Source organism: Streptomyces sp. NPDC002809 (assembly GCF_040295435.1).
In the GTDB taxonomy this organism is placed as follows: domain Bacteria; phylum Actinomycetota; class Actinomycetes; order Streptomycetales; family Streptomycetaceae; genus Streptomyces.
Genome location: NZ_JBEOVJ010000015.1, coordinates 106,128 through 128,145 on the forward strand (window position 1 = coordinate 106,128; position 22,018 = coordinate 128,145).

Below are 22,018 nucleotides of genomic sequence, written 5' to 3' on the forward strand. Positions count from 1 at the left end.
GGGAGTGTCGAAATGACCGGAACCACACAAGTAGTAGCACTGTGCTCCGGTCGTGCGCTACGGTCGGTAGTGCAAGTCTCACACGGGGCGACCATGCCCCTGTGTGTGATCGTCACCACACGTATGAGAAATGTGAGCAGCACTTGATGAAGGGCGCATTGCGTTGTCTCCCGGCCCTCGCACCCGCCGGCCCGCAACCGCCGGCGGCGGACAACCTCAGCTACTCGTTCGCTCTTCCGGGCGGCGCCTTCTGCGCGGGCCTCGCCCGCCGTGCCGTGGACGAACTGCTCACCCGGCACGGTCTCGCCGAACTCGCAGAGACGGCCGTCCTCGCCACCTCGGAACTGGTCGCGGCCGCCTACCGCTTCACCCCGGACCGGGAGATGCTCCTGCGGGTCCACTGGCAGTTCGACGCGCTGCGGATCACCCTCTACGACCAGCACCCGGCCCATGAATCGGCCGAGAAGTCCGAGGAGTGCCGTGAGCACCGCAGCGCCAGCATGTGGCTGCTGGCCGCCGCGGTGGACGCACACGGCGGGGACTGGGGACTGGCCCCCGCACTGACTGCCTCCGGCGGCTCCAAGACCTGGGCGTTACTCCATCGCTAGCCCCTCCCCGCAGACCCACTGACCTGCGCCCCCGCATGTCACAGGCCGGTGCGCACCTCCTCGGCCGTCGTGTCCCGGAGACCGCCGTCGAGCAGCAGCCAGCGCGTGATGCCGATCGATTCGAGGAACGGCACGTCGTGGCTCGCCACGATCAGCGCTCCCTCGTACGAGTCGAGTGCCGCCGTCAGCCGGTGCACGCTCGTCATGTCGAGGTTGTTCGTCGGCTCGTCCAGCATCAGCAGCTGAGGTGCCGGCTCGGCCAGCAGCAGCGCGGCCAGAGCCGCACGGAACCGCTCTCCGCCCGACAGGGTCCCGGCCGGCCGGTCCGCCCGTGCGCCCCTGAACAGAAAATGTGCCAGTCGCGCCCTGATCCGGTTGTCCGTGGCATCCGGTGCGAACCGCGCCACGTTCTCCACCACGCTCAACTCGTCGTCCAGCACATCCAGCCGCTGCGGCAGAAAACGCATCGGCAACCGCACCGAAGCCTCGCCGGACACCGGCGCCAGCTCGCCGGCCAGCGTCCGCAACAGCGTGGTCTTGCCCGCACCATTGCGTCCGACCAGCGCGATGCGCTCCGGACCGCGCACCTCGAACGAACCCTGCACCCGTGCCCCGTACGCCAGTTCCAGGCCGCTCAGCATGAGCACGCCCTGGCCCGGATGGACCTTGGTGTGCGGTAGTTCGACCCTGATCCCGGCGTCGTCCCGCACCGCTTCGACAGCGTCGTCGAGGCGCTCCTTCGCTTCGGCCAGCTTCTCCGCGTGCATGATGCGGTGCTTGCCCGCCGACTCCTGGGCGGCGCGCTTGCGGGCGCCCATGACGATCTTCGGTTCGCGCTTGTTCTCCTGCATCTTCTGTCCGTAACGCCTGCGCCGTGCCAGCTTGACCTGTGCCTCGGCGAGTTCGCGCTTCTGGCGGTGCACATCGGCCTCGGCGACCCGCACCATCCGCTCGGCGGCCTCCTGTTCCACGGCGAGCGCCTCCTCGTACGCCGAGAGGTTCCCGCCGTACCAGGTGACCGAGCCGTCCCGCAGATCGGCGATCTGGTCGACCCGCTCCAGGAGCTCCCGGTCGTGGCTGACGACGACGAGCACGCCGTTCCACGCGTCGACCGCGGCGTACAGGCGCCGTCGTGCGTACAGATCCAGGTTGTTCGTCGGTTCGTCGAGCAGCAGCACCTCGGGCCGGGCCAGCAGCAGCGCCGCCAGGCGCAGCAGCACGCACTCACCGCCCGACATCTCGCCGATGGTCCGGTCGAGCCCGATGCGGCCGAGGCCGAGCTGGTCGAGCGTGGCGAGCGCCCGCTCCTCCACGTCCCAGTCGTCACCGACGGCGGCGAACCGCTCCTCGCCGACATCGCCCGCCTCGATGGCGTGCAGAGCCGCACGGGTTCCGGCGATGCCCAGGGCGGCGTCGACGCGCAGCGCGGTGTCCAGGACCACGTTCTGCGGCAGATGGCCGACCTCGCCCGCCGTCCTGATGTGGCCCTCGGTGGGCGTGAGTTCACCGGCGATCAGCCGCAGCAGGGTCGACTTGCCCGAGCCGTTGAGGCCGATGAGTCCGGTTCGGCCGGGTCCCACGGTGAGATGGAAGTCGTCGAGGACCGGACTGCCGTCGGGCCATGCGAAGGAGAGCGACGCGCAGGTGATGTGGGTCAGAGGGGTAGACATGAGGAATCTCCCGGTTGCGAGGAAGGACAGGGGCAACGGGGCGAGACACCGGTCACTGGCTTTCCACGGAAGAATTTCCGGAAGTGGAGAGGGAAGGCCCTGGTCGCGGAGGACGGCTCGAAGAGCTGAGGTCACACTCGGGCACGCGGACATGTGCAGACATGGCATGGCGCGCAACACGGTGTCTCAAGACCTCAGACGAGCAACGTCCTACTCCTATCGGCGACAACAAGGACATCAACGAAGGTACGACGGCCCGCGGAGCGGGGCAAGCGAATTAGGGCGTGGGTCCCGCGCGGGCGACCCCGAGGGCCCCGACCCGCGTGAGTGCCGGCGAGGGCTCCCGGTCAGCAGGAACCGTCGAGCAGATCGGTCAGGCTCCGGTCCAGGTCCAGGAAGCGGTACTCGTCCCCGGCGGGGACCAGATCCTGCGCGCGCCGCAGGAAACGGCGCAGCTCAGCCGTGCGCACGTGCACCATGGCGATGCCTTCCGCAGCGTGGAACTCCAGCACCGTACGGTCGTATCCGAAGGGCCTGACGCGTACGTCCCCGACCCCCGCCGGCGCGTCCATCCCCGCTGCCAGCAGCTCCCGGGAGAACTCCCAGGACACCTCGGTGCCCTCCAGCGTCGCCGGCGCGGGGAACGCCATGCGTACGGCGAAGGGATCCGTGCGGTCGTAGCTCAGGACTGCGGGAAGCGTCTCCATCTGCGGTGCGGATGCGACCATGCGGGCCTTCACGGACTGTTCGATAACGGTGGACAAGACCTGCTCCCTCTCGCGACCGGATGAACGGTTACCGGCACTCATACAGACGATGGAACGCCTCGATTCGTGCACCGGAGCATGGCGTGAGCTGCGTCACCGCACACCACTTCCTGATCATCACGTGCCCATTTCCCGGCGATGCACCCTGGACGGGGAGTGGCCCGTGGGTTAGCTTCCAGCGCCATGAGGGCCTTGGGGAAGACGCGACGACTGATGTCACTGGGACTGTGCGGGGCGGCCGTGGCAGCCGCGCTGGCCGCACCCGCGGCCCACGCGGCACCCGGCGAACGGCACGGACCGGCCTGGACGCCCACCGCCACCGGGACGGACGCCCGCTTCCGCGGTCTCGCGGCCGTCAGCGGCCGCACGGCGTGGCTCGCGGGCTCGAAGGGCACCGTGCTGCGCACCACGGACGGCGGCCGGCACTGGCGCGACGTCTCGCCTCCCGGCGCGGCCGACGCGGGGCTGGAGTTCCGCGACATCGAGGCCTTCGACGCCCGGCGGGCGGTGGCCCTGGCCATCGGCGAGGGCGAGGCATCCCGGGTGCTGCGCACGGACGACGGCGGGGCCACCTGGACCGAGTCCTTCCGCAACACCGACGCACGCGCCTTCTACGACTGCCTCACGTTCTTCGACAGCCGCCACGGCCTCGCCATGAGCGACCCCGTGGACGGGCGGTTCCGGATCCTGTCCACCGCCGACGGCGGCCGCAGCTGGAACGTGCTGCCCGGTGCCGGCATGCCGCAGGCCCAAGCGGGCGAGGCGGGGTTCGCGGCCAGTGGGCAGTGCCTGGTCAGCGCCGGCCCGAAGGACGTCTGGCTGGCCACGGGCGGGGCGGCCACCGCCCGGGTCCTGCACTCGGGCGACCGCGGGCTGACCTGGACCGCGACCGAGTCGCCGGTTCCGGCGGGGGACCCGGCCCGGGGTGTGTTCGGCCTCGCCTTCCGGGACCGCACCCATGGCATCGCGGTCGGCGGCGACTTCCGCGCCGACCAGCTGTCGCCCCGAGCCGCGGCGGTCACCTCCGACGGCGGCCGCGGCTGGCGGCCGTCACAGTCACCGCCCGCCGCCTACCGCTCGGGCGTCGCCTGGCTGCCGCACAGCCGGTCGGCCGCACTGGCGGTCGGCCCGACCGGCACCGACCTCACCACGGACGGCGGCCGCACCTGGCGCACGGTCGACACCGGGTCGTACGACACGGTCGACTGCACCGCGGACGGGAGCTGCTGGGCAGCCGGCGAAAAGGGGCGGGCCGCACGCGCGGCCGTCCGCTGACGGGCGCCCGGGGCCTTCCGGCCGGACGATCGCAGGGCCGGGGGAGCCGCGCCCTAAGCTGACCGGCATCATGACAACACTTCGGATGCCTGCCGACGAGGCCGAGGCCCGCGCCCTCCAGGACACCCTGCGCGCCCGGGTGGTGCTCGACGAGCCCGGGCCGCCGCCGGGCACCGGCCGGGTGACGGGCGTCGACGTCGCGTACGACGACGAGCGCGACGTCGTCGTCGCGGCGGCCGTCGTCCTCGACGCGGCCACGCTGGAGGTGGTGGCCGAGTCCACCGCCGTCGGACAGGTCACCTTCCCCTACATCCCGGGGCTCCTCGCCTTCCGCGAGATTCCCACCGTGCTGGCCGCCCTGGAGTCCCTGCCCGTGGACCCGGGTCTCGTCGTCTGCGACGGCTACGGACGGGCCCACCCGCGCCGCTTCGGCCTCGCCAGCCACCTGGGTGTGCTCACCGGGCTCCCCGTCATCGGCGTCGCGAAGAACCCGTTCACCTTCTCGTACGAACAGCCCGGACCCCACCGCGGCGACCGGTCACCGCTGCTCGACGGGGGCGAGGAGGTGGGGCAGGCGCTGCGCACCCAGGACGGCACCAAACCGGTGTACGTCTCGGTCGGACACCGCACCGGCCTGGACAACGCCTGCGCGCACACGCTGCTGTTGGCCCGTGACTTCCGTCAGCCGGAGACGACCCGCCGGGCCGACGCGCTGTGCAGGCGGGTGCTCCGGGAGGCCACCGTCCGAGGCCGGTCCGGGGACGGTGCCGGGGCGTCTGAGTATCCGTACGGATAGCGCCCGCCGATCATGGTCGGCACTCTGGACACATGAACGCATCTCGCTCAAATGCCCGAACAGCCCCTCTTCACCCCGCTCAGCGCCGTGTGGCGCTGGGCATGCTGATCGGGGGTGCGGTCGGCTTCGTCTGGGCCGGGGCGATGCTCTACACCCTGGCCTCCTGGATCTTCTAGGCGGCGTCCGCCGGCGGCGCGTCAGCGCACGTCCGCCACCCGGAAGCGCAGACCGGCCCGGCGCAGCCGTTCGAGCAGCGCGTCGCCCATCGCGACGGCCGTGGTGACCTGCCCCGATGTCGGGGGAAGCTCGTCCAGCGCCAGGCTCAGTGCCGACTCCGCCAGCATCTTCGCCGTCTCGTCGTAGCCCGGATCGCCGCCCGACACCTCGGTGAAGACCCGGCGGCCGCCGCCCTCGCCGACGAACCGGACCGTGAACCAGCTCCGACGGCGGCGCTCCTGGTCCGGGCCGGACCCGGGCTCGTAGCGATCCATCAGCCAGTTCCGTACGGCCGGCAGCTGTGCCGCGCCGAGCAGGGCGCCCAGGGCCGCCGTGCCGCCCAGGGCCACCGGCAGGTGCTTGACCGAGGCGAAGTGCCGGTAGCGGAAGTCGGGGCCGTAGCGGGGGAGTGCGCGGGCCGAGCGCTCCACGATCCGAGCGTCGAGCGTCGGCAGCGGAAGGGCCCAGGTGCCGGTCTCCGTGCTGAAGTGAGGCCCGCCGAGCGGGGCGCGGGCGCGACGGGCGACCAGCCGCGGCTCGTGCAGCCGGCGTTCCCCGGCGGCGCGCAGCATCTGCGGCCCGCGGCCCATGGCCGTGAGCGCGGAGGCGAACGTACCGCCCGAGAAGGCGGCGTTGGAGCGGACGAATCCGTCGACGCGGAGCGGGACGTCCTCCGGCAGCTGCCGGACCGTGAAGTACACACCGAGATCGTGCGGTACGGAGTCGAAACCGCAGGCGTGCACGATCCGTGCGCCGGTCTCGCGCGCCCGGGCATCGTGCTCCAGGTACATCCGGTCGGCGAACTCCGGCTCGCCCGAGAGGTCCGTGTAGTCCGTGCCCGCCTCGGCGCAGGCGGCGACCAGCTTCTCTCCGTACCAGACGTACGGGCCCACGGTCGTGGCCACCACATGGGTGGACTCGGCCAGGGCGCGCAGCGTGTCCGCGTCGTCGGCATCGGCGTGCAGCAGCGGGAGGTCCGCGCAGTGCGGATGCAGTGCGGTGAGGCGGTTGCGCAGTTGTTCCAGCTTGGCGCGGTTGCGGCCGGCCAGGGCCCAGCGGCTGCTGTCCGGGGCGTGGGCCGCCAGATACTCGGCGGTGAGCACACCCACGAAACCCGTGGCGCCGAAGAGGACTACGTCATAGGGGCGTGGTGCCCCGTTCTGCCTGTTCACGAGTGCCTCCGCAGGGGCCGGCGCCGATGTAGCAGGCAGAGGGTAGCGGAGCCGGCCGTGGCGCTGTGCGGCCGGGGAGGCTTCGTGAGGGAGGATTCCAGGGAGAACAACTAAGCGCTTGCTCGCTCCAAGGGGTTGTGCGGAGCGCGGTGCGTTCTTAGCATCATCGATGTTACATCGGTTGTGTCACACCGCTGGGGGCTCGATGGCAACGACAGGGAACGGCTCGCCCGGGCCGCGCGGCCCACTGGCAGGGGTGCGCGTGGTCGAACTGGCCGGCATCGGGCCCGGCCCGTTCGCCGCGATGCTCCTGGCCGATCTGGGCGCCGACGTGGTGCGGGTCGACCGGCCCGGCGGTGCCGGTCTCGGCATCGATCCGGCCCTCGACCTCACCAACCGCAACAAGCGCTCCGTCCTCGTCGACCTCAAGGCCGCATCCGGCCCGGACACGGTCCTGGATCTGGCCGAGCGCGCCGACGTCCTGATCGAGGGGTACCGGCCCGGCGTCGCCGAACGCCTGGGAGTGGGCCCGGACGCCTGCCTGGCCCGCAACCCGCAACTCGTCTACGGGCGCATGACCGGATGGGGCCAGGACGGTCCCCTCGCCGAACGGGCCGGGCACGACATCGCGTACATCGCGGTCACCGGCGCCCTCTCCATGATCGGCAAACCGGGGGAGCCGCCCACCGTCCCGGCCAACCTGCTCGGCGACTACGCGGGCGGCTCGCTCTATCTCGTCGTCGGCGTCCTCGCCGCTCTCCAGCACGCCCGGACCCCCGGTGGTACCGGACAGGTCGTCGACGCGGCGATCGTCGACGGCACCGCGCACCTGACCATGATGATCCACGGCATGCTGCAGGCCGGCGGCTGGCAGGACCGGCGCGGCTCCAACCTCCTGGACGGCGGCTGCCCCTTCTACGGCTCGTACGAGACCGCGGACGGCGAGTACATGGCGGTCGGCCCGCTCGAGAAGCGGTTCTACGCGGAGTTCACCGAACTCCTCGGCATCGGTGAGACGGCCCCGGACCGGGGCGACATCGCCCGATGGGACGAGTTGCGCAGTGTCGTCGCCGCCCGGTTCCGCACCCGTACGCGCACCGAGTGGACCGAGGTCTTCGACGGCTCGGACGCCTGTGTGGCACCGGTCCTCTCCCTGCGCGAGGCACCGCACCACCCGCACCTCGCCGCCCGCTCCACCTTCGTGGAACACGGCGCACTCATCCAGCCCGCGCCCGCGCCCCGGTTCTCGGCGACGCCCTCCTCGGTGCACAGCGGACCGGCGCAGCCGGGCGCGGACACCGAAGCCGTCGCCGCCGACTGGGGCGTACCGGCCCTGCGGCCCACCCGGAAGGACACGACCGACTGATGCAGCGGCAGATCTTCACCGAGGAGCACGACGCGTTCCGCGAGACCGTTCGCACCTTCCTGGCGAAGGAGGTCCTCCCGCACTACGAACAGTGGGAGAAGGACGGCATCGTCTCGCGCCGGGCCTGGCTCGCCGCAGGACGGCAGGGGCTGCTCGGCCTCGCCGTGCCCGAGGAGTACGGGGGCGGCGGGAACACCGACTTCCGCTACAGCGCGGTCCTCGCGGAGGAGTTCACCCGGGCGGGCACCCCCGGTCTCGCACTCGGGCTCCACAACGACATCATCGGCCCCTACCTGACCGGCCTCGCCACCGAGGAACAGAAGCGGCGCTGGCTGCCCGGCTTCTGCAGCGGCGAGATCATCACCGCCATCGCGATGACCGAGCCGGGCGCCGGGTCCGACCTCCAGGGCATCCGCACCACCGCCGAGGACAAGGGAGACCACTGGCTCCTCAACGGCTCGAAGACGTTCATCTCCAACGGCATCCTCGCCGACCTGGTGGTCGTCGTCGCGAAGACGACCCCCGAGGGCGGCGCCAAGGGGCTCTCGCTCATCGTCGTCGAGCGCGGCGCCGAGGGCTTCGAGCGCGGCCGCAACCTCGACAAGATCGGCCAGAAGTCCCAGGACACCGCCGAGCTGTTCTTCAACGACGTGCGCGTTCCCAAGGAGAACCTCCTCGGCGAGCTCGACGGCGCCTTCATCCACCTGATGACCAATCTCGCCCAGGAGCGGATGGGTATAGCCGTCGCCGGGATCGCCGCCGCCGAACACCTCCTGGAGATCACCACCACGTACGTCAAGGAGCGCGAGGCCTTCGGACGGCCGCTGTCCAAGCTCCAGCACATCCGCTTCGAGATCGCGGAGATGGCCACCGAGTGCGCCGTCACCCGGGCGTTCCTCGACCGGTGCATCGTCGACCACTCGGAAGGGACGCTCGACGCCGTGCACGCCTCCATGGCGAAGTGGTGGGCGACCGAGCTGCAGAAGCGCGTCGCCGACCGCTGCCTCCAACTGCACGGCGGATACGGCTACATGGCGGAGTTTCCGGTGGCCAGGGCGTTCGTCGACGGTCGCATCCAGACCATCTACGGCGGAACGACCGAGATCATGAAGGAGATCATCGGCCGCTCGCTGCTCGCCTGACCCCGCACTCCTGCCCCGCCGGGCCGACCGGTTCCGCCTGCCCGGCCTGTGTGCCCGACCCTGTTTGCCCGGCCCTGTTGCGCCACCACCCTCGAAAGGCAGCTGTCTTGAGTACCGAAGCATTCGTCTACGACGCGATCCGCACCCCGCGCGGCCGCGGCAAGGCCAACGGGGCCCTGCACGGCACCAAGCCGATCGACCTCGTCGTCGGCCTGATCCACGAGCTCCGCGACCGCTTCCCGGGCCTGGACCCGGCGGCCGTCGACGACATCGTGCTCGGTGTCGTCAGCCCGCTCGGTGACCAGGGCTCCGACATCGCGCGCATCGCCGCCATCGCGGCCGGGCTCCCCGACACCGTCGCAGGCGTCCAGGAGAACCGCTTCTGTGCCTCTGGTCTGGAAGCCGTCAACATGGCCGCCGCCAAGGTCCGTTCGGGCTGGGAGGACCTCATCCTCGCGGGCGGCGTCGAGTCGATGTCCCGCGTCCCGATGGGCTCCGACGGCGGCGCCTGGGCCATGGACCCGATGACCAACTACGAGACCGGCTTCGCACCCCAGGGCGTCGGCGCCGACCTCATCGCCACCATCGAGGGCTTCTCGCGCCGCGACGTCGACGAGTTCGCCGCCCTGTCGCAGGAGCGCGCCGCCGAGGCGTGGAAGGACAACCGCTTCGCGCGGTCCGTCGTCCCCGTCAAGGACCGCAACGGCCTCGTCGTCCTCGACCACGACGAGCACATGCGCCCCGGCACCACCGCCGACTCCCTCGCCTCGCTGAAGCCGTCGTTCGCGGCGATCGGCGAGATGGGTGGCTTCGACGCGGTGGCGCTCCAGAAGTACCACTGGGTGGAGAAGATCGACCACGTCCACCACGCGGGCAACTCCTCCGGCATCGTCGACGGAGCCGCCCTCGTCGCGATCGGCTCGAAGGAGATCGGCGAGCGCTACGGACTCACCCCGCGCGCCCGGATCGTCTCCGCCGCGGTCTCCGGCTCCGAGCCCACCATCATGCTCACCGGCCCAGCGCCCGCCACCCGCAAGGCGCTCGCGAAGGCGGGGCTGACCATCGACGACATCGACCTCGTCGAGATCAACGAGGCCTTCGCCGGCGTCGTCCTGCGCTTCGCCCGCGACATGGGGCTCTCCCTCGACAAGATCAACGTCAACGGCGGCGCCATCGCGCTCGGCCACCCGCTCGGCGCCACCGGCGCGATGATCCTCGGCACGCTCATCGACGAACTGGAGCGCCGGGACAAGCGCTACGGCCTCGCCACCCTCTGCGTGGGCGGCGGCATGGGCATCGCCACCGTCATCGAGCGTCTCTGACCGTTCCCCTTCCTACGGAGAAGACAAGCAAATGACCGAGAGCACGACCATTCGCTGGGAACAGGACGAGACCGGCGTCGTCACCCTCGTACTCGACGATCCCAACCAGTCCGCCAACACGATGAACCAGGCCTTCAGGGACTCCATCGCGGCCGTCGCCGACCGGGCCGAGGCCGAGAAGGACTCCATCCGCGGCATCATCTACGCCTCCGCCAAGAAGACCTTCTTCGCGGGCGGCGACCTCAAGGACATGATCAGGATCGGTCCCGAGAACGCGCAGGCCGCGTTCGACGCCGGCACCGCGATCAAGAGGTCGCTGCGCCGCATCGAGACCCTCGGAAAGCCCGTCGTCGCCGCCATCAACGGTGCGGCCCTCGGCGGCGGTTACGAGATCGCCCTCGCCTCCCACCACCGCGTCGCCCTCGACGCCCCCGGCTCCCGCATCGGCCTGCCCGAGGTCACCCTCGGCCTGCTGCCCGCCGGTGGCGGCGTCACCCGCACCGTACGCCTCATGGGCATCGCCGACGCGCTGCTCAAGGTCCTCCTCCAGGGCACCCAGTACACCCCGCGGCGGGCGCTGGAGAACGGCCTGGTCCACGAGGTCGCCGCCACCCCCGAGGAGATGCTCGACAAGGCCAGGGCCTTCATCGACGCGAACCCCGAGTCCCAGCAGCCCTGGGACGTCAAGGGCTACCGGATCCCCGGCGGCACCCCGTCGAACCCCAAGTTCGCCGCCAACCTGCCGGCCTTCCCGTCCAACCTGAAGAAGCAGCTCGCCGGCGCCCCCATGCCCGCGCCGCGCAACATCCTGGCCGCCGCCGTCGAGGGCTCGCAGGTCGACTTCGAGACCGCGCTGACCATCGAGGCCCGGTACTTCACCGAGCTGGTCACCGGCCAGGTCTCGAAGAACATGATCCAGGCGTTCTTCTTCGACCTCCAGGCCGTCAACTCCGGTGCCAGTCGCCCCAAGGGGATCGAGGAACGCCCGGTCCGCAGGGTCGCTGTCCTCGGCGCCGGGATGATGGGCGCGGGCATCGCGTACTCCTGCGCCCGGGCCGGCATCGACGTCGTCCTCAAGGACGTCTCCACGGAGGCCGCGGCCAAGGGCAAGGCGTACAGCGAGAAGCTGCTCGCCAAGGCGCTCTCCCGGGGCCGTACGACCGAGGCCGGGCGGGACGAGCTGCTGGCCCGCATCACGCCGACCGGTGACCCGGCCGACCTCGCGGGCTGCGACGCCGTCATCGAGGCCGTCTTCGAGAACACCGCCCTCAAGCACAAGGTGTTCCAGGAGATCCAGGACATCATCGAGCCCGACGCCCTGCTCTGCTCCAACACCTCCACGCTGCCCATCACGGCGCTGGCCGAAGGGGTCGAGCGCCCCGTCGACTTCATCGGGCTGCACTTCTTCTCGCCCGTCGACAAGATGCCGCTCGTCGAGATCATCAAGGGCGAGAAGACCGGCGACGAGGCCCTGGCCCGCGCCTTCGACCTGGTCCGCCGGATCAAGAAGACGCCGATCGTCGTCAACGACTCCCGTGGCTTCTTCACCTCGCGCGTCATCGGCCAGTTCATCAACGAGGGCGTCGCCATGGTCGGCGAGGGCGTCGAGCCCGCCTCCGTCGAGCAGGCCGCCGCCCAGGCCGGCTACCCGGCCAAGGTGCTCTCCCTGATGGACGAGTTGACGCTGACCCTGCCCCGCAAGATCCGCGACGAGACCCGCAGGGCCGTCGAGGAGGCGGGCGGCAACTGGGCCGGGCACCCCTCGGACGCGGTCATCGACCGGATGGTCGACGAGTTCGGCCGCCCCGGCCGCAGCGGCGGTGCGGGCTTCTACGAGTACGACGAGAACGGGAAGCGCACGCGTCTGTGGCCCGGCCTGCGTGAGCACTTCACGAAGGCGGACGCGGATGTCTCCTTCACCGACATGCAGGAGCGGATGCTCTTCTCGGAGGCCCTGGACAGCGTTCGCTGCCTGGAGGAGAACGTCCTGATCACCGTCGCCGACGCCAACATCGGCTCCATCATGGGCATCGGCTTCCCCGCGTGGACCGGTGGCGTGCTCCAGTACATCAACGGGTACGAGGGCGGGCTGCCCGGATTCGTCGCCCGCGCCCGGGAACTCGCCGAGCGGTACGGCGACCGCTTCCTGCCGCCCGCCCTGCTCGTGGACAAGGCGGAGAAGGGCGAGACCTTCCACGACTGACGCCGACACCGCCGGTCCCGCACCCCGCCCTCGCGTGGGGTGCGGGTCAGGCAGGTGCTACTCGGCCGCGAACGCGGTCCGCAACTCGTCCCTGAGTGAACGCTGGAAGGCGGTCACCAGCGCCTGCAGCACGATCGGCTGCATGTCCGCGGACAGCGACTTCATCGTTCTGAGGTGCTCCGGGTCCGTTTCCCGTTCGCGGTACGGATTCCAGACCTCGTCCCGGAACAGCCGGGTCAGCTCATGCGCGACAGAGCGGGTGTGCTCCAGCAGGACCGTGCGGGCGGCGAGAATCGTCTCGTGTGCGATGGGCACTTCGAGCAGCTCCACGCCGAGCCGCAACAGACCCGGATCCAGCCGGAACACGCCGTCCCCTGGATCGGACCGCTCCAGCACACCCATCGCGGCCAGTCGCTCGATGTCCTGCTGGGACAGCGGCCGCCCCGCGCGCCGCTCCAGTTCCGCGCGGGTCGCGTCCTCCGCCGAATCGGGCGCCCACGAGGCCACCAGGGCCCGGTGGATCGCGAGGTCGTGGGCGTTCAGACCGGCCGGCAGCTGTTCCAGATAGCGTTCGATCGCGGCGAGCGTCATGCCCTGGTGCTGCAGCTCCTCGATGAGCGCCAGCCGGGAGAGGTGCTCGTGCCCGTAGTGCCCGACCCGGCGCGGCCCGATGACCGGCGGCGGCAGCAGCCCACGGGTGCTGTAGAAACGCACCGTGCGCACGGTGACTCCGGCGCGCGCCGCCAGCTCGTCCACCGTGAGTGTCGGCTCGTCGGTCCCGGTAGCCATTCGCTGCTCCTCGTGTCGGACAGGTCCGGTGTCTCACCACTGCTGTGAAAGTGTCCGGCACCGCGGCTGTGCCGTCCACCCCGGCCCCGTTGTCAGTGGCTGCCCGTACCGTGAGGCCATGTCGGAGATCATTTACGTACGGGGGGACGCCACGGCCCCGCAGGGCAAGGGCGTCAAGCTGATCGTCCACGTCTGCAACGACCTGGGTGGCTGGGGCAAGGGCTTCGTCCTGGCCCTCTCGCGCCGCTGGCCCGAACCGGAAGCTGCCTACCGGCGCTGGCACCGCGAGCGCGCGGGCAACGACTTCGCCCTGGGTGCCGTGCAGTTCGTCCAGGTGGGACCGTATCTCTGGGTGGCCAACATGATCGGCCAGCGGGGGATGCGCACCGGCAGCAAGGGAGTGCCCGTGCGGTACGAGGCCATCGATACGGCGTTGGGGGCGGTGGCGGACCGGGCGGCCGAACTGGGAGCCTCGGTCCACATGCCACGAATCGGCTGCGGGCTGGCGGGTGGGAAGTGGTCCCGGATCGAGCCCCTGATCGAGAGGCGGCTGACCGGAGGGGACATACCGGTGACGGTGTACGACTTCGCCTGAGACCGATCGTCCTGATCCTGCCGGATAGCCTGACGCCGTTGACGTGGCGGGCCGGAAGGGGTGGGGCATGGCGGGTTCCGAGACGCCGGGCGGGGAGCCGGGCCGGCCGGAGGACGTCGGTCGGCGCGGACCGGTGGACGCGTCGCTGCTGACGCTGCTCGGCCTCGGACGGGAAGAGGACGCGGTCTACCGTCTGCTCGTGGACCGCCCCGACTGTGAACCGGATGCGCTCGTAGGTCCGTTGAGCGGGGCGGCGGTGGCGGATGCCCTCGAATCGCTCGTCGAGCGCGGGCTGGCCAGTGCCGATCTGCCGGAGCCCGGCGGGACTGTCCGCTACCGGGCCGCCTCGCCCGTTCTCGCGCTCGGACCGCTCCTCGAATCCCGGCGGTCCGCCCTGCACCGGGTCGAGTCGCTCGTGGGGGACCTCTCCGAACGGCACCGCTCCGCGCAGATGTACGGGGCGGGTGCCCCGGTGGAGGTGCTGTCCGGCCCGGCGGCGATCAGGCGTCGGCTGCTGACCATGCAGCGTCAGGCCAGGAGTGAGGTGTGCACGCTGGTGCCGGCCAGACACGTGCCGGCGGTTCTCAGTTTCGAGGACAACCACGAAGAGGTGGACGCCGAGATGATACGTCGCGGGGTGACCGTGCGCAGCGTCGTCGAGCGTGAGTGGCTGGAGCATCCGGCGACCGCGGACCTGTTGGCTTCGTGCGTCGCCCAGGGGCAGCACATATCCGTGACGGACCGGCTGCCCATCAAGCTCGCCATCATGGACCGTCGCGTCGCCCTGCTGCCTCTTGACCCGGAGCGCGAGACGGAGCCGGTTGCGCTGGTCGTCCACCGCACCGGTCTGCTCACGGCTCTGGTCTCGCTCTTCGAGCAGCATTTCGAGAAGGGCCGGCGGCTGAGCCTGACCGGTGCGGAGGACCGCGAGGAGTCCCCGGTCGCGGTGATCGACCGGCAGATCGTGGCGCTTCTCCACGTCGGGCTGACCGACGCCGCCATCGCCCGCCAGCTGGGGATGGGGCACCGCACCGTGCAGCGCCGGCTGCACGCGCTGATGGACGAGGTGGGTGCGGCGACGCGGTTCCAGCTCGGCTGGTACGCGGCACGGGCCGGGTGGCTTCCCGAATCTGCGGACAATCTGTCGGTGCAGCAGGGTTCCTGAGGCGTAATTACGCCACGGCATGTTCGCGCCATCGCCATCTCTTGTTCGCGTGCCCTCCCATGGCGAACGATCAGCACGTCAACGCCTGAGACGCCCACACGGCTCAGGCACAGGTGTGCGATGGGGAGGTCCCGTGAGACGAACGAGCGTGCTGCGGATGCTGGCGACCGGGGTGGTCGCCGCCGCGACCGGCGCGGCGCTGATGGGTGCTCCGGCCTGGGCGGACGACACCGCCACGGCTCCGGCGACCGACCCGGCAGGCGTCGCCCCCGCGATGACCCAGGGCCTGGACAAGGCCCCCAGGCAAGGCACCCCGGCCGAGGCCGCCCGGGCCCACCTGAAGGCTCATGAGGACACGTACAAGGTCCCGGTCTCCGAGCTGGCGACGGTGAAGACCACCAAGGACGGGAAGCAGTCCTCGGTGCGCTTCCAGCAGAAGCACGACGGCGTCCCGGTCTTCGGCGCCGAGTACGCGGTGCAGACGCAGGCGGCCGACGGCGGCCAGCAGGTCACCTCCGCCACGGGCACGCTCTACACCGACCTCACGGTCTCCACCACGCCCACGGTGAGCGAAGCCACCGCGAAGCGCCGGATGTTCTCCCTCGACCGTGGCCTGTCCGCCGTGCGGGACGCGAGGACCGAGGCGCACGGCCTGTCCGTGCTGCCCGACGCCCGGGGCGGCAGGCTCGCCTGGCACTTCACCGTCACCGGTGGCGAGGCGAACGGCAGCCCCGTGCGCCAGGAGGTGTACGTCGACGCCCGCGTGGGCGGCATCGCCCTCTCGTACAACAACATCGACGCCGCCGACGCCTCGCCCGCCGAGGGAACGGGCGTACGCGTCGACGGCGGCGAGGTGAAGCTGAACGTCGACAAGGGGACGGACGGTGCGTACACGCTCGTCGACTCGACGCGCGCCATGTACCCGCGGACCGGCGGCCAGATCCGTACGTACGACGCACAGCGCAAGAGCTACAGCCTCGTCGCGGGCGGCCCGGTCACCGACGACATCCCCCTGGGCACGTCGGCGAGTGACCGCTTCGACGGCGCCAACACCACGTCGGGCGCGGTCGACGCGCATCTGAACGCGGGAAAGGTCTACGAGTACTACAAGGAGCAGATCGGCCGGGACGGCGTCGACGGCAAGGGCGGCACGATCTACTCGGTCGTCAACGTCGCGTCGAACGGCAAGGACTACGCCAACGCCTTCTGGGACGGCTCCAAGATGGTCTACGGCCACATGGACGGCGTACCGCTCTCCGTCGGCCTGGACGTCGTCGGCCACGAGATGACGCACGGTGTCACCGAGCACTCCGCCGGGCTCGTCTACCTCAACCAGTCGGGCGCGCTCAACGAGGCGATATCCGACTACTTCGGCAACGCCATGGAGACCGCCGACAAGGGCATCGCGATGAGCGACCCGACGTCCGGCCTCATCGGTGAGTACCTCTGCAACGGCACCAAGCCGCTGGAGGAGTGCGCCCTGCGCGACCTGAACGACGGACGCAGCGCGCAGAAGGACTACCAGCCCATCACGCTCGACATCGACAACGGCGGAGTGCACTACAACTCCACCATCGTCGGCGGCGCACTCTGGGACATGCGCAAGAACATCGACAGCAGGCTCGCCGACCAGATCGTCTACCGGTCCGCGCAGAACTACCTGACCCCGCTGTCCGGCTTCACCGACATGCGCAACGCGGTCGTCCTCGCCGCCAAGTCCCTGCACGTCTCCGGTGCCGACCTCGCCGCCATCACCGAGGCCTTCGACGACCACGGCATCGAGAACGGCTGGGAGCACAAGAGCGGCACGCACGACGGCACCACCATCGGCGCCGACGTCCTGCCCGCGTACGAGGTCTACGGCGGGGTCGACGAGCAGGCCGCACAGATCAACGGCGACGTCTACGCGATCAGCCACGGCGACGCCATCGCCTGGGACCAGGGCAGCGCCGCCTTCGGCATCACCGTGGGCCGCTTCGACAAGAAGCCGACGCACGAGCTGGCCCAGAAGGACGCCTACCTGCTGGATCCCTCCCTGGACGACGACCGCATCGTCTTCACCCGCATCAGCGCCGACGGCATCGGCATCTACCGGGCCGGTGACAAGGGCCAGGGCGCGATCAAGAAGCTGGCCGACGCCCCTGACGCGGACGAGACCGAGCCGGTGACGGACGACGGCACCCTCGCCTACATCAGCACCACCGCCGACGGCGAGCAGGACGTCATGCTCCGCAAGGCGGACGGCACAACGGTCAACGTGACCCCGGAGGCCGGTACCAAGGCCGCCCGGCTCGCGATGAAGCACGGCCGGATCGCCTGGGCGGGCGGAGACGGCACGTACGTCCACGTCTACGACATCGCGAAGGGCACCACACAGACGAAGAGGATCAGCGGCTTCCTCTTCAACTACGTCTCGGACATCCAGATCACCTCGGAGCGCGTGTTCTGGCGTGAGACCGGCGGCTTCCTGATCCCGAGCACGACGTTCATGTCGGCTCCGCTCGACGACCTGTCCCAGGCCGCGAAGCTGCGCTACCCGACGAGCACGTACGTCGCGCAGTTCTCCGTCAGCGACGAGTACTTCGCCTACTCCACGTACGACCTCTGGGGCGCTCTCGGCTCCTGGAGCGGACCTGGCAAGGTGCAGGTGGCCAGGACGGCCGACGTGCTCGCCGGACTCAGTCAGTTCAGCCGCGTCTCCTGCTCCTCCGGCGCCCAGCTGGCCCCGTCCCTCGGCGACGGTCAGCGCGTCGCGTGGCTGGACACGAGCGCCGCGGCCACCGACGTGGTGACCCGCAAGACGTTCGCCGGGACCTGCGAGTAGTCTCCGGCCCGCACCGCACGCACCCCCGGCGGGGGGCCCACCGAATCCGGTGGGCGCCCCGCCCGCGTTGTTACGGAGTTACGGGGTGAGTCACTCCGTAACGACTTCTATGGTGGGGTCGGAAACGGCGGAACGGGGAGGGCTCATGACGGCACGGAGTACCGATGGGACACGGCTGGCCGTGGCGCTCAACGAGACGCCGCCATCCGACGCGTTGAGCGAACAGATCCTGGACGCCGCACGCGAGCAGTTCATGACCTTCGGGCTGCGCCGCTCCACCGTCGACGACGTCGCCAAGCGCGCCAGGGTCTCGCGGGTGACCGTGTACCGGCGGATCGGCAACAAGGACAGCCTCGTCTCCGCCTGTCTGCTGCGCGAGTACCGCCGCTTCCTGATGGAGGTGGACGACGCGGTGGCCGCGCTGCCGACGACGGAGGACCGGCTCGTCGAGGGGTTCGTCGCGGTTCTCCGCCACATCCGCGAGCATCCGCTCATCGGCGGCCTGCTGAGGCTGGAGCCCGAGACGATGCTGCCGTTCCTGACCGTGGAGAGCGGGCCCGCCCTTCTCGCCATCCGTGCGTACCTGGCCGACCGGCTGCGCGAGGCCCGGCGCGAGGAGGGCCGTCCGTCGACCGACCCGACCCCGGTCGCCGAACTGATGGTGCGGATCACCGTCTCCTTCCTCCTCAACCCCGTCAGCTGTTTCGAGCTCGACGACGACGAGCAGGTGAGGGAGTTCGCCCGCCGCTATCTGGTGCCGCTGCTGGCCGCCGGCTAGGGCCGTCGGCGGGCACGTCGTTCTCGTCGGGCAGCGGTTCCAGTGGACGGTTGCGGGCCCAGTGCGGCCCGAGGTCGTCGAGCCGCCAGCCGAAGGGGTACGAACGGGGCTGCGGGCGCGAGGGGAACCGGCGCGGCCGGGCCGGCATCCGGCGTACGCATCGCGCGCGCAGGCGAAGGGCGGCCGCGGCCGAGGCCTGTGCCCATCTCGGCTGCGGCCGGAAGCCCAGCGCCTTCAGCAGCGGCTCGTCGAGCAGTGCGAGCGAGAATCTCGCCACCAGGGGCCGTAACGGACGCGGATACCAGCCGGCCATGACGCGGAAGGAGGCGCTGGCGACCCGTCGGTTGGCCGGGTCGTACGCGAACATCTCCTCCTCGTAGGAGTCGAGGAGCCGCTCGAACCCCTCGTACGTGTCGGGGACGTCCTCGATGCCCATGACCGCCGCCGTCTTGCGGCCGGCCTCCACCAGTGCCTGGACCTCCTGGGCACACAGGGGGCGCCACCCGAACCGGTCGATCCAGCGCTTCGGCCCCACGACGGTGGTCGCCAGCACGTAGCGGAAGTCGTCGTTGGGGATGCTGTACTTCCCGTGGATCCGGTTCAGATGACGCGCGGCCGCCCGCCCGCGCTCCGAGTCGAAGCCCTCGACGGCCATCTCGTACCCGATCAGCACCGTGTCGTCGTACCGCTTCTGCCCGGCCCGTTCGAACTCCTGGGTCCGGTCGAGGAGCACGGAGATCCGGGGGACGCCGTAGTCCCGGAGGAAGGCGACGCTCACCCCCTGCCGGTAGTCCCAGGGGAACTCGTACTGAGAGATCAGCAGAAGGATCTCGGCGTAGTCGCGCGCCGGATCCATCCGGCGTATCTCGTGCAGGCGGCTGTATCGGCCCATGATGCGCTCTCCTGTCCGTGTGCCGACTCCCTGTGGGACCGCTGTTGCGGGTTGTCGTTGCCTGACGGATCAACTCACCTGTGTTGCAGGGGATATGAGGGACCATCTGGTCTGGGAGTCAAAGTTACAAATACTATCGACTTGTTTCACGAGTCCCGTCAACACCGTCGTCAACACCGCTGCCGACGCCGCTGTCACCACTGCCGTCGGGGCCGTCGGTGACCGGGCCCGCGACAGGTGCGCGGCAGATGTACGCCAGGCTCGCGACAGGTGCGCGGCAGGCTGTTCCGGAGCCGGATGCGCACGACTGCCGATGCGCTCGCATACTGGATCACGCAGGGGGCCGGGTGCCGAGCCGTGTGCCCGCGGACCGTCGGGAGTACCGGATGAACAGCGAGACAGCCAGGGGCGCCGATCCCGTACCGCCGCCGCCCGGAGGGGTGCTGTGGAGCCTGTCCGGTGACGTCCGGGCCCTGCTGATGCTGCCGGCGGCCCTCACTCTCCAGGTCGCCCACCCCGCGGTGGGTGCGGGCGTCGACGAGCACTCCGTCTTCCGTACGGACCCGTGGGGGCGCGGGGAACGTTCCCTGAGCTCGCTCCAACTCTGGGTGTACGGGGGCGAGGAGGCCGCCGAGGAGGGGCGCAGGCTCCGCCGGCTGCACCGCACGATCCAGGGCACCGACACCCGAGGCCACCCCTACCACGCGCTGTCACCGGCCAACTACGCGTGGGTGCATGCGACCGGCTTCCCGGTCTACCGGCACGGGGCGCAGTACCTCATCCGTCCGCTCGGCCGGGAGCAGGAGCGGGCGCTGTACCGGGAGTGGCTCCAGGTGGGCCGGGTGCTCGGGATCCACGACCGGGACATGCCGCAGACGATCGAGGAGTTCTGGCCCTACTACCGCGGCATGCTCGCCGACGAGGTCGAACGGACCGTCGTCGTCGAGGAGCTCGTCGCCACCGGCACCCCGGTGCCGCCCCCGGACCGGGGACCCAGGGCGCTCCGGCTGCTGCTGCGGGCGCTGTGGCCGGTGCTGCTGCCGCCGCTGGCCCGGTTCCGCAGCTTCCTCACCGTCGGGCTCATGCCGCCGGACGCGCGCGAGGCGCTCGGCCTGGAGTGGACGGACGCGCAGGAGCGCAGGCTGCGGCGGTTCTGCGCCGTGCTGCGGGTGGTGGTGCCGGTACTGCCGGAACGGCTGCGGTATCTGCCGACAGCCCGACGCGCACGGGCGGCCCACCGGGAAGCGCGGCGACGCCGAGCCCGCTGACCACGCTCACCGGCCACCGTGCGGCGCCGTCATGCGGGAGGTATCGCTGTGCGGCGTCGTCATGCCGAGGTGTCACCGTGCGGGGCCGTCACGTCGAGGTGTCACCGTGCGGTCCCATCACGCCGAGGCGCGCAGGATCAGCTCGGTCGGCGTGATCACCGAATCGGTGCCGGAGGTTCCGTCGTTGAGCCGCTCCATCAGGAGCCGGACCATCAACCTGCCCATGCCCACCACATCCTGACGGACCGTCGTCAGTGGAGGATCGGTGGCTTCGGCGACCGACTCCATGTCGTCGAAACCGACCAGGGCCACGTCCTGCGGTACTCGGCGGCCGTGTTCGCGCAGCACCCGCAGGGCACCCGAGGCCATCAGGTCGTTGGCGGCGAAGACGGCGTCCAGGTCCGGCCGCCGATCCAGCAACTGCGCCATCGCCCGCGCACCGCCCTCGGTGGTGAAGTCGCCGTCCGCGACCAGGGCGGGGTCGCCGTCGGGAAGCACGTCGACGTAGCCGTCGATCCGGTCGAGCGCCGATGTCTGGTCGCGTGGGCCCGCGATGTGCGCGATGTTCCGGCGGCCGAGGGAGACCAGGTGGTGGACGGCCTCGCGGGCGCCGCCACGGTTGTCGCAGTCCACGTAGGGGACCGCGAGTTCGGAGGCCGCGCCAGGCCGTCCCGGGCGGCCGCCGTAGACGGTCGGCACCCGGAACTTCCGGATGACCGCGGGCAGCTCGTCGTCGGTGTGCAGCGAGAAGGCGAGCACCCCGTCGACATGGCCGCCGGCCAGATAGCGCGTGACCCGCTCGAAGTCCCCGCTGCCCTCCACCAGGAGCAGGACCAGCTGGGCGTCGTACACGCTGAGTTCACGGCTGATGCCGCGGATGTGCTGGGAGAAGAAGGGGTCGGAGAAGATCCGGACCTCGGGTTCGTCGATGATCACGGCGACCGCCCCGTTGCGCCGGGTCACCAGGGTCCGCGCGGCGTGGTTCGGTATGTAGCCGAGCTCCTCGACCGCCTTGCGGACCTGGTCCACGAGCGGCTGCCGCACCCCCGCACCGCCGTTCACCACCCGGGAGGCGGTCGCCCGGGAGACTCCGGCACGGGCCGCCACCGCTTCCAGCGTGGGACGCGCTTCGTGAGGGGCATCGGGGGTCGGACCGGGCAAGAGACGCTC

General features: G+C 70.7%; 19 protein-coding genes. 13 read left to right on the top strand and 6 right to left on the bottom strand.

Annotated features, from left to right (window positions below):
* Positions 1 to 146 precede the first annotated feature (146 nt).
* Positions 147 to 608: an ATP-binding protein gene (locus ABT025_RS12735; RefSeq protein WP_350992994.1), complete on the top strand. Its 462-nt coding sequence runs from the start codon at positions 147 to 149 to the stop codon at positions 606 to 608.
* A 38-nt stretch (positions 609 to 646) separates the two neighbouring features.
* Here the strand turns inward: ABT025_RS12735 and ABT025_RS12740 are convergent, their stop codons facing one another.
* Both ABT025_RS12740 and ssgD read right to left on the bottom strand, forming a co-directional pair.
* Complete coding sequence (locus ABT025_RS12740; RefSeq protein ID WP_350992996.1) at positions 647 to 2,278, bottom strand: ABC-F family ATP-binding cassette domain-containing protein; 1,632 nt, start codon at positions 2,276 to 2,278, stop codon at positions 647 to 649.
* A gap of 347 nt (positions 2,279 to 2,625) precedes the next feature.
* Positions 2,626 to 3,042 carry a spore wall synthesis regulator SsgD gene (gene ssgD / locus ABT025_RS12745; protein WP_350992998.1) on the bottom strand — a complete coding sequence of 139 codons (417 nt, stop codon included), beginning with the start codon at positions 3,040 to 3,042 and terminating at the stop codon, positions 2,626 to 2,628.
* Positions 3,043 to 3,228: 186 nt separating this feature from the next.
* On the opposite strand from ssgD, the gene ABT025_RS12750 reads away from it, so the two are divergent.
* From ABT025_RS12750 to mmpA, 3 genes are all read left to right on the top strand, one after another.
* Positions 3,229 to 4,320, top strand: a complete 1,092-nt coding sequence (locus tag ABT025_RS12750; protein ID WP_350993000.1) for a WD40/YVTN/BNR-like repeat-containing protein — start codon at positions 3,229 to 3,231, stop codon at positions 4,318 to 4,320.
* A gap of 70 nt (positions 4,321 to 4,390) precedes the next feature.
* Complete coding sequence (locus ABT025_RS12755; protein ID WP_350993002.1) at positions 4,391 to 5,116, top strand: endonuclease V; 726 nt, start codon at positions 4,391 to 4,393, stop codon at positions 5,114 to 5,116.
* A 32-nt stretch (positions 5,117 to 5,148) separates the two neighbouring features.
* Positions 5,149 to 5,292 (top strand): morphogenic membrane protein MmpA, encoded by a 144-nt coding sequence (gene mmpA / locus ABT025_RS12760; protein ID WP_350993007.1) that lies wholly within the window; start codon positions 5,149 to 5,151, stop codon positions 5,290 to 5,292.
* Between the two features lie 21 nt (positions 5,293 to 5,313).
* On the opposite strand, the gene ABT025_RS12765 is transcribed toward mmpA, so the two are convergent.
* Positions 5,314 to 6,504: a saccharopine dehydrogenase family protein gene (locus ABT025_RS12765; protein ID WP_350993009.1), complete on the bottom strand. Its 1,191-nt coding sequence runs from the start codon at positions 6,502 to 6,504 to the stop codon at positions 5,314 to 5,316.
* 205 nt (positions 6,505 to 6,709) lie between these two features.
* Between ABT025_RS12765 and ABT025_RS12770 the strand changes: the two genes are divergently transcribed.
* The 4 genes from ABT025_RS12770 (at position 6,710) to ABT025_RS12785 (ending at position 12,537) form a co-directional block, all read left to right on the top strand.
* Positions 6,710 to 7,870 carry a CaiB/BaiF CoA transferase family protein gene (locus ABT025_RS12770; protein ID WP_350993011.1) on the top strand — a complete coding sequence of 387 codons (1,161 nt, stop codon included), beginning with the start codon at positions 6,710 to 6,712 and terminating at the stop codon, positions 7,868 to 7,870.
* The gene (locus ABT025_RS12775) at positions 7,870 to 9,012 is read left to right on the top strand and encodes an acyl-CoA dehydrogenase family protein (RefSeq protein ID WP_350993013.1); all 1,143 of its coding nucleotides are present in this window, start codon (positions 7,870 to 7,872) and stop codon (positions 9,010 to 9,012) included. The genes ABT025_RS12770 and ABT025_RS12775 overlap by 1 nt, the downstream gene beginning before the upstream one ends.
* A gap of 107 nt (positions 9,013 to 9,119) precedes the next feature.
* The gene (locus ABT025_RS12780) at positions 9,120 to 10,334 is read left to right on the top strand and encodes an acetyl-CoA C-acetyltransferase (protein WP_350993015.1); all 1,215 of its coding nucleotides are present in this window, start codon (positions 9,120 to 9,122) and stop codon (positions 10,332 to 10,334) included.
* A gap of 31 nt (positions 10,335 to 10,365) precedes the next feature.
* Positions 10,366 to 12,537: a 3-hydroxyacyl-CoA dehydrogenase NAD-binding domain-containing protein gene (locus tag ABT025_RS12785; protein ID WP_350993017.1), complete on the top strand. Its 2,172-nt coding sequence runs from the start codon at positions 10,366 to 10,368 to the stop codon at positions 12,535 to 12,537.
* Positions 12,538 to 12,594: 57 nt separating this feature from the next.
* On the opposite strand, the gene ABT025_RS12790 is transcribed toward ABT025_RS12785, so the two are convergent.
* Positions 12,595 to 13,326 carry a MerR family transcriptional regulator gene (locus ABT025_RS12790; RefSeq protein WP_350993019.1) on the bottom strand — a complete coding sequence of 244 codons (732 nt, stop codon included), beginning with the start codon at positions 13,324 to 13,326 and terminating at the stop codon, positions 12,595 to 12,597.
* Positions 13,327 to 13,444: 118 nt separating this feature from the next.
* On the opposite strand from ABT025_RS12790, the gene ABT025_RS12795 reads away from it, so the two are divergent.
* The 4 genes from ABT025_RS12795 (at position 13,445) to ABT025_RS12810 (ending at position 18,688) form a co-directional block, all read left to right on the top strand.
* Positions 13,445 to 13,921 (top strand): macro domain-containing protein, encoded by a 477-nt coding sequence (locus ABT025_RS12795; RefSeq protein WP_350993021.1) that lies wholly within the window; start codon positions 13,445 to 13,447, stop codon positions 13,919 to 13,921.
* A 67-nt stretch (positions 13,922 to 13,988) separates the two neighbouring features.
* Positions 13,989 to 15,086 carry a helix-turn-helix transcriptional regulator gene (locus ABT025_RS12800; RefSeq protein WP_350993023.1) on the top strand — a complete coding sequence of 366 codons (1,098 nt, stop codon included), beginning with the start codon at positions 13,989 to 13,991 and terminating at the stop codon, positions 15,084 to 15,086.
* A 133-nt stretch (positions 15,087 to 15,219) separates the two neighbouring features.
* The gene (locus tag ABT025_RS12805; RefSeq protein ID WP_350993025.1) at positions 15,220 to 17,910 is read left to right on the top strand and encodes a M4 family metallopeptidase; all 2,691 of its coding nucleotides are present in this window, start codon (positions 15,220 to 15,222) and stop codon (positions 17,908 to 17,910) included.
* A 145-nt stretch (positions 17,911 to 18,055) separates the two neighbouring features.
* Positions 18,056 to 18,688 carry a TetR/AcrR family transcriptional regulator gene (locus ABT025_RS12810; protein WP_350993027.1) on the top strand — a complete coding sequence of 211 codons (633 nt, stop codon included), beginning with the start codon at positions 18,056 to 18,058 and terminating at the stop codon, positions 18,686 to 18,688.
* Here the strand turns inward: ABT025_RS12810 and ABT025_RS12815 are convergent.
* Positions 18,606 to 19,580 carry an oxygenase MpaB family protein gene (locus ABT025_RS12815; RefSeq protein WP_350993030.1) on the bottom strand — a complete coding sequence of 325 codons (975 nt, stop codon included), beginning with the start codon at positions 19,578 to 19,580 and terminating at the stop codon, positions 18,606 to 18,608. The two genes, ABT025_RS12810 and ABT025_RS12815, sit on opposite strands and share 83 nt — an antisense overlap.
* A 386-nt stretch (positions 19,581 to 19,966) precedes the next feature.
* Here ABT025_RS12815 and ABT025_RS12820 point away from each other — a divergent pair, with 386 nt between their 5' ends.
* Entirely contained in the window at positions 19,967 to 20,848 is an 882-nt protein-coding gene (locus ABT025_RS12820; protein ID WP_350993032.1) for an oxygenase MpaB family protein, read from the top strand.
* A 117-nt stretch (positions 20,849 to 20,965) separates the two neighbouring features.
* On the opposite strand, the gene ABT025_RS12825 is transcribed toward ABT025_RS12820, so the two are convergent.
* Positions 20,966 to 22,009: a LacI family DNA-binding transcriptional regulator gene (locus ABT025_RS12825; RefSeq protein WP_350993034.1), complete on the bottom strand. Its 1,044-nt coding sequence runs from the start codon at positions 22,007 to 22,009 to the stop codon at positions 20,966 to 20,968.
* Between the last annotated feature and the right edge of the window lie 9 nt (positions 22,010 to 22,018).

Coding starts and splice junctions, on each gene's coding strand:
- ABT025_RS12785 (WP_350993017.1), top strand. CDS start 10,366: ATGACCGAGAGCACGACCATTCGCTGGGAACAGGACGAGACCGGCGTC.
- ABT025_RS12775 (WP_350993013.1), top strand. CDS start 7,870: ATGCAGCGGCAGATCTTCACCGAGGAGCACGACGCGTTCCGCGAGACC.
- ABT025_RS12750 (WP_350993000.1), top strand. CDS start 3,229: ATGAGGGCCTTGGGGAAGACGCGACGACTGATGTCACTGGGACTGTGC.
- ABT025_RS12735 (WP_350992994.1), top strand. CDS start 147: ATGAAGGGCGCATTGCGTTGTCTCCCGGCCCTCGCACCCGCCGGCCCG.
- ABT025_RS12755 (WP_350993002.1), top strand. CDS start 4,391: ATGACAACACTTCGGATGCCTGCCGACGAGGCCGAGGCCCGCGCCCTC.
- ABT025_RS12815 (WP_350993030.1), bottom strand. CDS start 19,580: ATGGGCCGATACAGCCGCCTGCACGAGATACGCCGGATGGATCCGGCG.
- ABT025_RS12795 (WP_350993021.1), top strand. CDS start 13,445: ATGTCGGAGATCATTTACGTACGGGGGGACGCCACGGCCCCGCAGGGC.
- ABT025_RS12810 (WP_350993027.1), top strand. CDS start 18,056: ATGACGGCACGGAGTACCGATGGGACACGGCTGGCCGTGGCGCTCAAC.
- ABT025_RS12790 (WP_350993019.1), bottom strand. CDS start 13,326: ATGGCTACCGGGACCGACGAGCCGACACTCACGGTGGACGAGCTGGCG.
- mmpA (WP_350993007.1), top strand. CDS start 5,149: ATGAACGCATCTCGCTCAAATGCCCGAACAGCCCCTCTTCACCCCGCT.
- ABT025_RS12800 (WP_350993023.1), top strand. CDS start 13,989: ATGGCGGGTTCCGAGACGCCGGGCGGGGAGCCGGGCCGGCCGGAGGAC.
- ABT025_RS12820 (WP_350993032.1), top strand. CDS start 19,967: ATGAACAGCGAGACAGCCAGGGGCGCCGATCCCGTACCGCCGCCGCCC.
- ABT025_RS12740 (WP_350992996.1), bottom strand. CDS start 2,278: ATGTCTACCCCTCTGACCCACATCACCTGCGCGTCGCTCTCCTTCGCA.
- ABT025_RS12770 (WP_350993011.1), top strand. CDS start 6,710: ATGGCAACGACAGGGAACGGCTCGCCCGGGCCGCGCGGCCCACTGGCA.